This window comes from Actinophytocola sp. (genome assembly GCF_035942955.1).
Classification (GTDB): domain Bacteria; phylum Actinomycetota; class Actinomycetes; order Mycobacteriales; family Pseudonocardiaceae; genus DASYTH01.
This window is the reverse complement of record NZ_DASZCQ010000161.1, coordinates 1-13,274: the sequence shown is the minus strand read 5'-3', so window position 1 is coordinate 13,274 and position 13,274 is coordinate 1. Positions and strand designations below refer to the sequence as shown.

Below are 13,274 nucleotides of genomic sequence, written 5' to 3'. Positions count from 1 at the left end.
ACCCCCGGCCGGCGGGGCTCCGCCCCCCCCCGGACCCCCGAACCGGTGCGCATGCTTCGTGCGGATGCTGTACCAATCGCACGGCGGGCACACGGCGTTCACACTGTCGGAGAACAGGCGTTGCTCCAGCGCTCGGTCGGGGTTCGGCGCGAAGTGAGCGCGGCTTCGCTGGCTTGGCGGGGGCTCGGTGCTGTCCTGGGCGGTACCGGTAGGTGCGGCGGTGATGACGGAGGACATTCGGGTCAGCGCCGGCACGGGACCCCTTCTTGTCGTCAACCCATGGCATCGAGGGCCTCGAACATCCAATTCGGGATCAACGGCTCGTGCGCGGGTTCAGCCGACCACACCCACATCTGCGGTGGGTTGGGTCGGTTGCGACCGCCCCGGCTGCGGCGCGCGCCGGTTGTAGATCTGGTTCAACATCGCCACGACCCTGATCCTCTTCCCAGGCCACCTGCGGTACCCAAGCCACCTGGTGGATTAGCGATTGCGAACGACCGTTACCGGCACAGTCGCGGATTCCGCTGTCGCTATTAGCACTGGCGGTGAACGGCGACGTGCGTAACGCCGAATCCGAGTCGTCGGCGTTCGGTCCTCGGGTTCATAGGGAATGCCCGATGTGCCAGTCTGGGCTAACGACGCGGTCCGTTCCGAGGCGAGGGGTTGTATGGCGGTGCGTGTGCTGCTCGTCGAGTCCGACGAAGACCTGCGCGTGGCCTACGGCTGGTACCTGCGCAAAGCGGGCATCGATGTCGACGCGGTCGGCGACGTCCCGGATGCCGAGCTCGCGCTCGCCACCACCAAATATGACGCCGTTGTGATCGCCTACCGCTTGGCGAGCGGCGACGCCCTGAATTACCTGCGGGAGCGGCGTGCAGCGGGATGGCAGATGCCCGTCCTGCTCCTGGCCGGCTGGGATCATGTCACCGACGAGTATTCCGTCGCCGATCTGCGGCACGTGGACGACCAGCTGGTCAAGCCGTTTCCACTCGACGATCTGGTCGAGAGGGTGCGCAAGCTGATCCAGCGTGCGGCGGCCAAGGCAGCTCAGGTGCTGCGTGTCGGGGACGTCGAGATCGACACGGCGCGTCGCCGAGCACGCCGTGCGGGCGCCCCGCTCGTGCTGACCGTGCGGGAGTTCGCCGCCCTCGAACTCCTGGCGGCCAATCAAGGGCAGCCGGTGTCCCATGCCGATTTGATCGGCCACGTCTGGTCCGAAATGGTCGACCCGCCATCCGGCGCGTTGGCCGTGGTGATCGGAAGCCTTCGCCGCAAGCTGGGCCCAACCGTGGATGTGCGGCGCGTCGCGGACATCGGTTACCGATTGACGGGCCAGCAGTCGCCCGCCGAAATGGGGTTGGCGTTCCCGGTGACGATCTACTTGAGCGACCAGTCGGTACACCGGCAGGTCCAAGCGGCGGTGGAGGAGCTCATCCACACGGCCGGGGCGGTAATTGTCGATCGGGACGAACCCGTGCTGGGCTCGTGGTTCCGGCGGATGCGGGCCAGGACACGCGCCGCCGCCACGTCCGGTCTGGCGCGGGAGGCTGCCACATCGGCGGCGCACGCGCTGGACTCACGACTCGTGCTTGCCCAGGACGCGACGGTCACCGCAACGATGATGCAGAACCTCGGCCCTGTCCTTGCATCACTACAACCGACCAAGGACGCGGTAATCCGGGTGGGCGCATTGCTGATCGTCAAAGTCGAGTGGACCGTCACCGTGCACCAGCTGACCGCCGCACAGCAGCTCGTGCTCGATCACCACCCGCAGTTGCTCACGTCGCCCCACGACATCCTCGCCGCCCTGCGTCCGACCACGAACAGCACGGCTACCACCTCAGTCGCGTTCGCCACCCCGCCGACGACGACACCGGACATGACGCCGAACACGGCGCCACCACTACTGAGCCACAACTCCGACCACCCCCGGGCACCAGATAGCCCGGCGGGGCCGACATGACCACCTCGGTGTGAATGCAGTACCAGCCGCACCGGGGGCACCAGCTCCGATCAGCCGGCGGCCCAGTGTCCTTATGGCGTGATTTTGTATACGTGGTAGGTATGTTCGGCGGCGAAGGTGTCGGTGAGCTGTCCGTCGGTGAGCGACAGTGAGCGGTTTTCGAAGAGGACTTCGGCGGTGGCCGCGTCGAGGCCCGGTGGGAGGGTGAGGGTGTGGCTGCCCGTGGGGGTTCCGCGGCCGAGCATGGTGAAGATGTAGAACGAGCCGTCGTGGGCCTTGAGCATGGTGTCTAGCGACGGGTTGAAGGTGTACTGGAAGGACTGCGTGTTGAGGACCGGGGCGAGCTGGCGGATCTGCTCGTTGACCCTGGTGACGGGGCCCCTGATGTCCGCGCCGCAGGGATCGCGCAGCACGTGGTGGCTGAGGCAGGGGCCGCCGAAGTTGTGGTTGAAGTAGATGATGCCGCGGGCCTCGTGGATCAGCGAGCTCATCACCGCACCGGTGATCTTGTCGCCGTCGATGGTCGGCGCGTCGTTCTCGGTGAACGGGTGCCCGTCCTCGATGAACGCGTAGACCGGTTGGCGCCGCCCGTCGACGGCGTCGAGGTCCCGCACCCGGTTCATGATGAGGCCGTAGCTGGCGGCCAGCCGGCAGGTCTCCAGGGTGGTCCCGTACCGGTCGGTCTCGCCGGGGAGCGGGCACACCCACGGGTCGGTGTACCAGTAGGTGTCGGCGGAGGTGGCATCGGTGAACTCGTTGACGAACCGGCCGGCCTGTTCATCGGTTTCCCAGAAGGTCACGCCCTTGCCGTAGTTGGCGTACAGGAAGCGGCCGTCACCCTGCGGCATCCGGTCGCGCATGGTCTGCATCACGGTGTAGCCGCACTTGCCTTGCGGTTCCGGTGGGTCGCAGACCGTGCCCTGACTGGGAAACCGCCCGGTCCAGACGTCACTGCCGGGCCCACCCCACATGTCGGCCTCGTCCGTCAGCAGCCAGCTGACCGTCTCGGCGCCGGTGCCGGGCCGCGGACCGCTGGTCATCGCGTACATGCCGTTGGCGCGGACCAGGTTCAGGTCGCTGTTGTCGGTCAGCTCGACGTAGGTGTTGATCCCGGCGCCCCGGTCCAGGTCGACGTCGCTCTGCTGGAGCACCGATTCGAACCACACACCGACCGGGAAGAAGTTCGGGTCGGTCCAGGCCGCGGCCGCGGAGAACTGCGCGTAGTACTCGGGACCGCCCTCCCACGGAACCCTCGGCAGGTCCGGCCCGCCACCGCCGGTCGTCGTGGTGGTCGTCGGTTCGGTGGTGGTGGTCGTCGGTTCGGTGGTGGTGGGCGGGGGCTCGGAGTCGGTGGTGAACAGCGGGGTCACCCAGAAGTTGGACGCCCACCAGTCCCCCAATTTCGGCATACCCGGGCCATAGCCGCGGACGCCGTTGAAGGCGAACCACGACGACCGTGGGGCGAGGAGGTTTCCCGACTGATGAGGGCGCCAGAAATATCCCATATCGCGGGAGTAACGGCCGTTCGGCGCGTGGTAGGACGCCACGTAGGTGGTGTTCGCGGAGATCTGCACGGGCTGGTCGAACAACGCCTGCTGCCAACCGCTCTCGGTCTCGTCGGTGAAAGTCACGGTGGCCAGCCGCTCACCGCGAAGGTTCCACAGCGTGCCGGTATGCGTGCCGGTGTTGTCCGGACCCTTGTAGAACTGGATTCCGACGACTCGGCCGGAGGTAACGGCCTTGAACCGGACGCCGAGCTCGACGCTTCTCGTGTCCAAGGACGTGATCTTTCTGGGCGTCGCCGTGTCGGGCCACAGGGACTCGAAGGTCGTGCCGGACGCCGCGCCGGCCAGGCCAACCGTCAGGCCGGCGGCGACGAGCGTGACCACCGCGGCGGCGACGGTCCGAGCGCGGCCGCCTCTCATGCGCGAGCGTCGTGGCATGGGGCTACTCATGGCAAGGATCCCCTCCCATTGGTGCCAAGCCCCGACGCGATGATCCGCAATTCGCCGCGCATCCTTGCGACGACGGGCGCACATTACCTCTTGATCCGGCCGGACGCCAGAGGCGTAAAGCCTCTAGCTTTGTGTGCTATTCACCCGCCCGACATCGGAAGATCGCATCTGGTCGGGTCGTCGCGGCGCCAATTATTTGAAAATGCCGACGACCGAATTGATCACACGGGACGTCCCGCCCGGCGCCGAGCTATCGAGCGATATAGGACGGTCAGCCCTGCGGGCGTGCCGTTCTCGTCGCGCCCGCGGAGGCGGCGATCACGAGGAGCACGGCCAGCCACTGGAGCGGGCCGAGCACCTCGCCGAGGACGAGCAGGCCGACGAGCGCGGCGACCGCGGGCTCCAGGCTCATCAGCACCCCGAACACCTTCGGCGGGATGCGGCGCAGGGCCTGCAGCTCCAGGGAGTAGGGGATGACCGACGACAGCAGCGCCACGCCGAGCCCGACGGCGAGTACCCATGGCTCGAGCAGCGCGGCGCCGCTGCCGACGATCCCGACCGGCGCGACCACCACGGCCGCGAGCGCCATGCCGATGGCCAGGCCGCCGCCGTCGGTGGTGTGCCGGCCGAGCGCCGCGCTGAGCAGGATGTAGCCGGCCCAGCACACCGCCGCCGCGAGCGCGAACAGCAAGCCGACCAGATGGATCTCGCCGCGGCCCTCGGCCAGCAGCACCACCCCGCCGGCGGCCAGCATCGCCCACAGGCCGTCCAGCAGGCGCCGCGAACCGCCGATGGCCACCGCGAGCGGGCCGAGAAACTCGATCGTCACCACGATGCCGAGCGGAACCTTCGCCAGCGCAAGGTAGAAGCACAGGTTCATGACGCCGAGGACCACGCCGTAGGCGACGATCACCGCCCAGGCGCGCCGCCCGAGCCGGACCGAGGGCCGCCACGCCAGCAGCAGCACCGCCGCGGCAAAGAACAACCGCAGCGCGACGGTCCCGGTGCTGCCGACCGCGCCGAACAGCTGCTTGGCCATCGCCGCGCCGACCTGGACGCTGAGGATGCCGGCCAGCACCTGCGCCGGCGGTGGCACCGCGCCGAGCGCCCGACCGGCCAGCGTGACCAGGCTGACCCGCGGAAGCGGACCCGGCCCGACCCGATCGACATGCATGGTCGCCATGCCCGCATACTCCGGGACACCCCCGACAACCGTCGTCGGTGTTCCCAGATCTTGGGACGCCCCGACGGCCCACGGGTCCGCGAGCGCTAGCTCTTCAGCAGGCGGACGGCGCGAAGGACGAGCGGATCGAGGTCGGCGGTGTCGGTCTCGGCGCGGGTGATCAGCTCGGAGCGCATCCGCGGGTCCCAGAACATGCGGATGTGGTTGGCGATCGCGGCGGCCGCCTCGTCGGGTGGACGGTGGTGGAACTGGATCGCGATCTCGTTGGCGAGCCGGATCTGCGGGGGCACGGTCATCTCAGTCGGACACCGTGGCCGGGATCGCCTGCTGACCGAGCCGCGACGCCGGCGCGGCCGGGGTGCGCAGGCCGACCTGGACGGCGGTCACCTTGTACTCCGGGCAGTTGGTGGCCCAATCGGAGTTCTCGGTGGTGACCACGTTGGCGCCGGTGACCGGATGGTGGAAGGTGGTGTAGACGACGCCGACGGGCATCCGGTCGGAGATCACGGCGCGCAGCGTGGTTTCGCCGACCCGGCTGGACAGCGACACCTCGTCGCCGTCGTTGATGCCGCGCACCTCGGCGTCGTGCGGGTGGATCTCCAGCACGTCCTCGGCGTGCCAGGCCACGTTGGCCGTGCGGCGGGTCTGCGCGCCCACGTTGTACTGCGTCAGGATCCGCCCGGTGGTCAGGATCAGCGGGAACCTGCGGGTGCTGCGCTCGCTGGTCGGCACGAACGGGGTCTCGACGAACTTCCCCTTGCCGCGCACGAACGCGTCGACGTGCATGACCGGGGTGCCCTCCGGGGCCTTGTCGTTGCACGGCCACTGGATGCTGCCGAGCCGGTCCAACTTCTCGAACGAGACGCCGGCGAACGTCGGGGTGACCGCGGCGATCTCGGCCATGATCTGGCTGGGATGGTCGTAGTGCATGGGGTAGCCCATGGCCTGCGCGATCTCGCAGGCGACCTGCCACTCGTGCTTGCCGGTGGCCGGCGCCATGACCGGGCGCACCCGGTTGATCCGCCGCTCGGCGTTGGTGAACGTGCCGTCCTTCTCGAGGAACGACGTGCCCGGCAGGAACACGTGCGCGAACTTGGACGTCTCGTTGAGGAACAGGTCCTGCAGCACGACCAGGTCCATCGCCGACAGCGCCGCTGTGACGTGCTGGGTGTTCGGGTCGGACTGGGCGAAGTCCTCGCCCTGGATGAACAGCGCGCGGAACGAACCGTCGATGGCCGCGTCGAACATGTTGGGGATGCGCAGCCCCGGCTCCGGCAGGATCGGCCGCCCCCACACGCTTTCGAACACCGCGCGCACCGCGTCGTCGGACACGTGCCGGTAGCCGGCCAGCTCGTGCGGGAACGACCCCATGTCGCAGGAGCCCTGCACGTTGTTCTGGCCGCGCAACGGGTTCACGCCGACCCCGTCGCGGCCGATGTTGCCGGTGGCCATGGCCAGGTTGGCCATGCCCATCACCATGGTGGAGCCCTGGCTGTGCTCGGTGACCCCGAGCCCGTAGTAGATCGCCGCGTTGCGCGCGGTGGCGTACAACCGCGCCGCCGCCCGCAGCTCGGCCGCGGGCACACCGGTCACCGGCTCCATCGCCTCCGGGCTGTTGCCGGGTTGAGCGATGAACGACGCCCACCCGTCGTAGCCCTCGCACCTCTGGTCCACAAAGGACTGATCGACGAGGCCCTCGGTGACCGCCACGTGCGCCATGGCGTTGATCACGGCCACGTTCGTGCCGGGCGCCAGCTGCAGGTGATGCTCGGCCTGGATGTGCGGCGAGCGCACCAGGTCGATGCGGCGCGGGTCGATGACGATCAGCTTGGCGCCCTCGCGCAGCCGGCGCTTCATCCGGGAGGCGAACACCGGGTGCCCGTCGGTGGGGTTGGCGCCGATCACCACGATCACGTCGGCCTCGGCCACCGACCTGAAGTCCTGGGTGCCGGCCGAGGTGCCGAACGTCTGCTTGAGACCGTAGCCGGTCGGCGAGTGGCAGACCCGGGCGCAGGTGTCGACGTTGTTGTTGCCGAACGCGGCGCGCACCATCTTCTGCACCACGTAGACCTCTTCGTTGGTGGTGCGCGAGGAGGTGATGCCGCCGATCGCGCCGAGACCGTAGCGGTCCTGGATCTCGCGGAACTTCCTTGCGGTGTAGGAGATCGCGGTGTCCCAGTCGACCTCGCGCCACTCGTCGGCGATCGACTCGCGGATCATGGGAGACAGCACGCGGTCGGGATGGGTGGCGTAGCCGAACGCGAACCGCCCCTTCACGCAGGAGTGGCCCTCGTTGGCGCCGCCGTCCTTGTAGGGCACCATCCGCACCAGCTCGTCGCCGCGCAGCTCCGCCTTGAACGAGCAGCCGACGCCGCAGTAGGCGCAGGTGGTGATCACGCTGCGGGTCGGCATGCCCAACTCCACGACGGACTTCTCCTGCAGGGTGGCGGTCGGACAGGCCTGCACGCACGCTCCACATGAGACGCATTCGGAGTCCATGAAGGACGTTCCACCCGGCGAGACCTTGGACTCGAAGCCACGGCCCTCGATGGTCAGCGCGAACGTGCCCTGGATCTCGTCGCACGCCCGCACGCACCGCGAGCAGACGATGCACTTGGACGCGTCGAAGTCGAAGTACGGGTTGCTGCCGTCGGTCGGGGCGTCGAGGTGGTTGCGCCCCTCGTAGCCGTACCGGACCTGGCGCAGCCCGACGACGCCGGACATGTCCTGCAGCTCGCAGTCCCCGTTGGCCGAGCAGGTCAGGCAGTCCAGCGGGTGGTCGGAGATGTACAGCTCCATGATCCCCTGGCGCAGCTTGGCCAGCCTCGGGGTCTGGGTGCGGACCCGCATGCCCTCGGTGACCGGGGTGGTGCACGAGGCCGGGGTGCCCGGCTTGCCGTCGATCTCCACCAGGCACAGCCGGCAGGACCCGAACGCCTCCAGGCTGTCGGTGGCGCACAGCTTGGGAATGTCGATGCCGGCCAGGGCCGAGGCGCGCATGACCGACGTGCCCGCCGGCACGGTCACCGGATGCCCGTCCACCTCCAGCGACACGGTGGTCTCGCCGGACACGGCCGGGGTGCCGAGGTCGGGCTCCTTGAGCAGGCTCATCGTGTCCTCTCCTCCTGGCGCGGCGTGAAGTCGTCCGGGAAGTGCCGCAGCGCGCTGAGCACCGGGTTGGGGGTCAGCCCGCCCATGGCGCACAGTGATCCGTCGGTCATCAGCTCGCAGAGATCGCTCAGCAGAGCCAGGTTCGCGTCCGGATCCTGCCCGGCCACGATCCTGTCGATGGTCTCCACCCCGCGCACCGAGCCGACCCGGCACGGGGTGCACTTGCCGCAGGACTCCTCGGCGCAGAACTCCATCGCGAACCGGGCCATCGCGGCCATGTCCACGGTGTCGTCGAACACCACGATGCCGCCGTGGCCCAGCATGGCCTTGGCCGCGGTGAACGCCTCGTAGTCCAGCGGAATGTCCAAATCGGACGCCGGCAGGTAGGCGCCGAGCGGGCCGCCGACCTGCACCGCGCGGATCGGCCGGCCGGACCTGGTGCCGCCGCCGTAGTCGTCGACCAGCTCGCGCAGCGTCATGCCGAACGCGGTCTCGAACACTCCGCCGCGCGCGATGTTGCCGGCCAGCTGGAACACCTGGGTGCCCCGGGACCGCCCGGCGCCAAGCGCGGCGTACGCCTCGGCGCCGCCGGCCAGGATCTCCGGCACCGAGGCCAGCGTGAGCACGTTGTGCACCAGGGTCGGCTTGCCGAACAGGCCGCTGATCGCCGGGATCGGCGGCTTGGCGCGCACCATACCGCGTTTGCCCTCCAGGCTGTCGAGCATGGAGGTCTCCTCGCCGCAGATGTACGCGCCCGCGCCCACCCGCAGGAACAGGTCGAAGGCGAACCCGGCGCCGAGCACGTTCTCGCCGAGCCAGCCGCGCGCGTAGCCGATCTCGATGGCCTGGCGCAGCATGCGGGCCGCGTCGGGGTACTCCGAGCGCAGGTAGACGTAGCCCTCGGTGGCGCCGGTCGCGTACGCGGCGATCGTCATGCCCTCGATCAGGCAGAACGGGTCGCCCTCCATGAGCATCCGGTCGGCGAACGTGCCGCTGTCGCCCTCGTCGGCGTTGCAGCACACGAACTTCGGCTCGCCCGGGGTGTCCAGCACGGTCTTCCACTTGATCCCGGCCGGGAAGCCGGCCCCGCCGCGGCCGCGCAGCCCGGACTCGGCGATCTGCCCGACGGTGGCCTCCCGGCCGAGCTCGATGGCCCGGCGCAGGCCGGCGAGCCCGCCGTGGGCCAGGTAGTCGTCGGCGGACAGCGGGTCGGTCACCCCGACGCGGGCGAAGCACAGCCGCTGCTGCGCGACCATCCACGGCAGCTCGTCCACCGGGCCGAGGCGCTTGGCGTGCGCGCCGCCGAGGTCGGCCAGCAGGCCCGGCACGTCGGCGGGGGTGAGCGGGCCGTAACCGATGCGCCCGCCCGGCGTGTCCACCTCGACCAGCGGCTCCAGCCAGAGCATGCCGCGGGAACCGTTGCGCACCAAGCGAATGTCCGCTCCCGCGGCGCTGATCGCGGCGGCCACCTCGTCGGCGCCGACGCTGCGGGCGGCCGAATCCCGCGGCACATAGATCGTGGTGGTCATGCCCGTCCCGTCTCCGCGTTCACGATAAGCGAGTCCAGCCGGGTTTCGTCCAGCCTGCCGTGCAGCTTGCCGTTGATCTGCGCCGCCGGCCCCAGCGCGCAGTTGCCGAGGCAGAACACCTGCTCCAGCGTCACCGAGCCGTCCGCGGTGGTCTGCCCGAGCTTGACCCCGAACACCTGCTGGGCGTGCGCGACCAGCCGTTCCGCACCCACCGACTGGCACGCCTCGGCCCGGCACAGCTTCACCACGGTCCGGCCGGCCGGCTCGGACCGGAAGTCGGCATAGAAGCTGATCACCCCGTGCACCTCGGCCCTGGACAGGTTCAGCTCCTCGGCGATCACCGGCACCACCTCGGGCGGGACGTAGCCGAACTCGGCCTGCACGCCGTGCAAAACAGGCAGCAGCGCCCCCCGGTCACCGCGGTGCACGTCGACCACGGCCCGCACCCGCTCGGCCATCGACGGCTCATCGGGAGTCATGCTCACCTCCCCAACCCTACCTGTGCATACGGTATACACAACCGGGTCGCCCAGGCCACGACCCCGCCGCACCGGTACCCATCCATGCTGACCCCGCGCAGAACGCCGATCAACCGTCAAGCGCCTCAACGATTGGGTGCCGACTACCTTCAGTAGCTGCAGTGCCTCGTGGGAACCACACCGGCATCCCGACGGCCGAGCAAGGCGGTAGCCACATCGCCAGCCAGGTGACCATGCCCCCGGCGCTCCGACCGGCGTGTTCCTCGCCGAGGCGGCGGCACCACCTACCCGTGGTGAGTCCCTCAGGCCTGGGCGACGGTCCTTCCGGCCACTCCGTAAAACTGGCGGAGCCGATTGATCACAAACTGCCGGAGGGCAGCCTCGCCCTCCGGACCTGGCCGGTAAACGAAGCCGACCGCGCGCAGCCACCGCATGATGAGCTCGTACTCACGGCGGGCCAGCTCCCGCGCCTCCCGGGTATTGCGACCACCGCGAAGATCGCGAGCCGCCTGCTGGGCGGAGCCCATGGACATCGGGAGGGCCCCACCCGTGCGGCTCCAGGCGGAGGCGTAGAGCGGGTCACCCTTCTTCGGCACGCCCCGGCCCCAGAGCGGCAGAAACCGTCTGGGGTCGTCGAGCATGTCACGGAAGGAAGCGCGCCCGCTGCCAACCAGGTCGAGCATCATGGGCGCGTGAGCGGCGTTGCCGATGTTTCGTGCTGACTCGCGGCCGAAGAGCAGCATGGCATGGCTGGCCAGCTGGTCGCGACGCGACTCAAGCCCCGCCGGTACAACGCCCGTCCTGACGAAGTGGGCGAGGTTTTGCGCCGCCTCCCGGTCATTGCTTCCGAGCCGGCTGAGGTCTCCCGGCAACAGGTCGTGCGCGGCGGTGGGGACCCCCGTAGGGCCGCTTTGCCGGAAAGTAGGAAAGGGCTGCTCGGAACCGATGCTGTAGGAACCCGAGCCCCCTGTGAACCAGTTCAGTTGGTCCCCACTTCCCTTGCGCTCGCGAACTTCGATGCCGTCTCGTCCCACGAGATAACGGAGCTCACTTCCTTTTTGCCGGCGCAAGCTCGGATCGCTTCCATGCTGCGCGAAGGCGAGGTAGTCCCGCCCGCCCGTGATGCTGATCGCGGCCCGTTCCTCCAGAGGCGCATCGGGACGGTCGGCGCGTCTGGACTGATCCATCTGAAAGGCGCGGTCACCTTGTTCTGCGGACACCGTGAGGCTCGCTTCCTGGACGATCTCACGAACGCGGTGCTCCTCAGGTTTGAGTCCAAAGGTGACCGGTGCGGACGGGTTCACCCTGGCGACAATCTCGGTGCGATTGCCATGGTTCTTCGCTGTCAGGGCGGTCAGCCCGTGCCGCAGCCGCAGGGCAAGTAGCCGCGCCCGGAGGAAGATCCCCGAAACACCCCTCGACAGGATGCGCTCGAGCGTGGGCCGGAGGACACCCACAACTCGGTCGAGCTTCTGCTGCGGTGCCTCCCGTGGCTGCCGACGGCTCCCCCGTCTGCGGTCGCGCCAGGCGCGGAAGCGGTCGCGGAGGTTGCGGAAGCGGTCGCCGATGCGGCGGCCCAGGCGGCGGAGGGCGCCGCCGATGCGGCGGGCCACGCGTTTGAGGGCGGCGCCGATGCGGCGGGCGATGGCGCGGATCTTGTTGGCGATGCGGGAGGCGCCGCGGGCGAGGCGGGCGAGGAGCCAGTTGGAGACGAAATCGGTGACGGCGACGGCGGCCGCGGCGACGGCGGCGGCGAAGGCCTGGCCGCCGGTGCCGGACTTGACCGCCTTGAGGAAGGTGACGAAGCGGTCGATGGCCTGCAGGATGCGGCTGACGGCGCCCCAGGCGGCCTGCAGACCCTGGATGATGGCCAGGACGGCGCCGGCGGCGGGAATGATCATCGAGGCGAGCTTCTCGACCAGGATGGCGATGAGGGCGGGTGGGACGGCCTGCTTGATGCCCTGCCAGGCCAGCTGGCCGATCCGGGCGAGCGAGATGCCGCCGCGGGTGAGCAGGTTCCAGACCGCCCGGCCGAGCCCGAGCACCTGCTCGACCTTGTCGTTGAACCATTGCTGCAGAGCGCTCTTGAGGGCCTGCCACAGGTGGTTGCGGATGCCGTCCATGACCGAGGCGGCCAGGTTGCGCAGCCACGCGCCGGGGTTGGCGGCGAGGTCGCGCGCGACCGCCATGAACGCGCCGAGCGTCTGCAGCGCGGCTCTTGCGGCGTTGATCGCGCCGCGCACGGTGGCGGCGACGCCGTCGACGGCGGCCTTCAGCCCCCGCTCCAGGCCGGACAGCAGCGCGGCGAGACCCCGGCCGAGCAGGCCGAGGGCCGCCCGCACGCCCGACTTCAGGCCCTCCGCGAGCCGGTTCACCGCGGCCTCGGCCTGGCGGACCCGGGCCTGGATGGCGTTGCGGAACCGGTCGCGCAGCGCGGGGAAGCCGGCGAGGACGCGGTCGCCGATCGCGGTCAACACGGTGCCGGCCACGCGGATCGCGGCGACCGCGGCCTGCCTTGCCCGCTCGATCACCGCCGTGGCGAGTTGCTGGGCCTTCTCGATGGCGGTGCGCACCGCCTGGCGCGCCTTCTCGAACGCCGCCGAGATGCCCTGCTTGACCCGGTCGAACAGGGACTGCGCCCGGGACGCCACCCAGCCGAGGAACCCGCCGCCGCCGCTCTCCCGCTGCGCCTCGGCCCGGTGCTGGGCCGCCTCCCGCTCACCCTCCCGGCGCGCCTCGGCGGCCTCCTGCTCGCCCTGCCGGTGATGCTGGGCGGCCTCGGTGTCGGCGCGCTGCCGCTCGCTCGCCACGGTCTCGCCGGCGGTCCCGACGGCGGCCTGCGCCTCCGCGTGCGCCGCGGTGACCAGCGTCCGTTGCTCGGCCCGCCACTGCGAGCGCTGGGCGGCCACCTCCGCGCGCACCCCGACCCGCTCCGCGCTCTCCGCCTCGGCGTGCGCTCGCTCAAGCCCGGCGATCTGCTCGGCCGACCGCTGCCGCTGCGCGCGTTCCTGCTCGGCGTGCTGCGCTCTGGCCGAGGTCATCGCGGCCGCGGCC

General features: G+C 70.0%; 8 protein-coding genes. 1 reads left to right on the top strand and 7 read right to left on the bottom strand.

From position 1 onward, the window contains the following. Positions 1-679: 679 nt before the first annotated feature. Positions 680-1,963 carry a response regulator transcription factor gene (locus VGX25_RS16385; RefSeq protein ID WP_326918657.1) on the top strand — a complete coding sequence of 428 codons (1,284 nt, stop codon included), beginning with the start codon at positions 680-682 and terminating at the stop codon, positions 1,961-1,963. 71 nt (positions 1,964-2,034) lie between these two features. On the opposite strand, the gene VGX25_RS16380 is transcribed toward VGX25_RS16385, so the two are convergent. The 7 genes from VGX25_RS16380 to VGX25_RS16350 form a co-directional block, all read right to left on the bottom strand. Further along, positions 2,035-3,888, bottom strand: coding sequence for a DUF4082 domain-containing protein (locus VGX25_RS16380; protein WP_326918656.1), 1,854 nt, complete (start codon positions 3,886-3,888; stop codon positions 2,035-2,037). A 301-nt stretch (positions 3,889-4,189) separates the two neighbouring features. Next, entirely contained in the window at positions 4,190-5,101 is a 912-nt protein-coding gene (locus VGX25_RS16375) for an EamA family transporter (protein ID WP_414635836.1), read from the bottom strand. Positions 5,102-5,187: 86 nt separating this feature from the next. Continuing rightward, complete coding sequence (locus VGX25_RS16370; protein ID WP_326918655.1) at positions 5,188-5,397, bottom strand: formate dehydrogenase subunit delta; 210 nt, start codon at positions 5,395-5,397, stop codon at positions 5,188-5,190. Between the two features lies 1 nt (position 5,398). After that, a complete protein-coding gene (gene fdhF / locus VGX25_RS16365) occupies positions 5,399-8,212 on the bottom strand; it encodes a formate dehydrogenase subunit alpha (protein WP_326918654.1) in 2,814 nt (937 codons plus the stop codon). Further along, entirely contained in the window at positions 8,209-9,741 is a 1,533-nt protein-coding gene (locus tag VGX25_RS16360; RefSeq protein ID WP_326918653.1) for an NADH-quinone oxidoreductase subunit NuoF, read from the bottom strand. The genes fdhF and VGX25_RS16360 overlap by 4 nt, the downstream gene beginning before the upstream one ends. Next, on the bottom strand, positions 9,738-10,220 hold the full coding sequence (locus tag VGX25_RS16355; RefSeq protein WP_326918652.1) for a formate dehydrogenase subunit gamma: 483 nt from the start codon (positions 10,218-10,220) through the stop codon (positions 9,738-9,740). The genes VGX25_RS16360 and VGX25_RS16355 overlap by 4 nt, the downstream gene beginning before the upstream one ends. Before the next feature lie 302 nt (positions 10,221-10,522). Continuing rightward, the gene (locus VGX25_RS16350; protein WP_326918651.1) at positions 10,523-13,141 is read right to left on the bottom strand and encodes a hypothetical protein; all 2,619 of its coding nucleotides are present in this window, start codon (positions 13,139-13,141) and stop codon (positions 10,523-10,525) included. Between the last annotated feature and the right edge of the window lie 133 nt (positions 13,142-13,274).

What these genes read in the sequence shown, in the direction of transcription:
- fdhF (WP_326918654.1), bottom strand. Translation starts at nt 8,212, where the DNA reads ATGAGCCTGCTCAAGGAGCCCGACCTCGGCACCCCGGCCGTGTCCGGC.
- VGX25_RS16380 (WP_326918656.1), bottom strand. Translation starts at nt 3,888, where the DNA reads ATGAGAGGCGGCCGCGCTCGGACCGTCGCCGCCGCGGTGGTCACGCTC.
- VGX25_RS16355 (WP_326918652.1), bottom strand. Translation starts at nt 10,220, where the DNA reads ATGACTCCCGATGAGCCGTCGATGGCCGAGCGGGTGCGGGCCGTGGTC.
- VGX25_RS16370 (WP_326918655.1), bottom strand. Translation starts at nt 5,397, where the DNA reads ATGACCGTGCCCCCGCAGATCCGGCTCGCCAACGAGATCGCGATCCAG.
- VGX25_RS16375 (WP_414635836.1), bottom strand. Translation starts at nt 5,101, where the DNA reads ATGGCGACCATGCATGTCGATCGGGTCGGGCCGGGTCCGCTTCCGCGG.
- VGX25_RS16360 (WP_326918653.1), bottom strand. Translation starts at nt 9,741, where the DNA reads ATGACCACCACGATCTATGTGCCGCGGGATTCGGCCGCCCGCAGCGTC.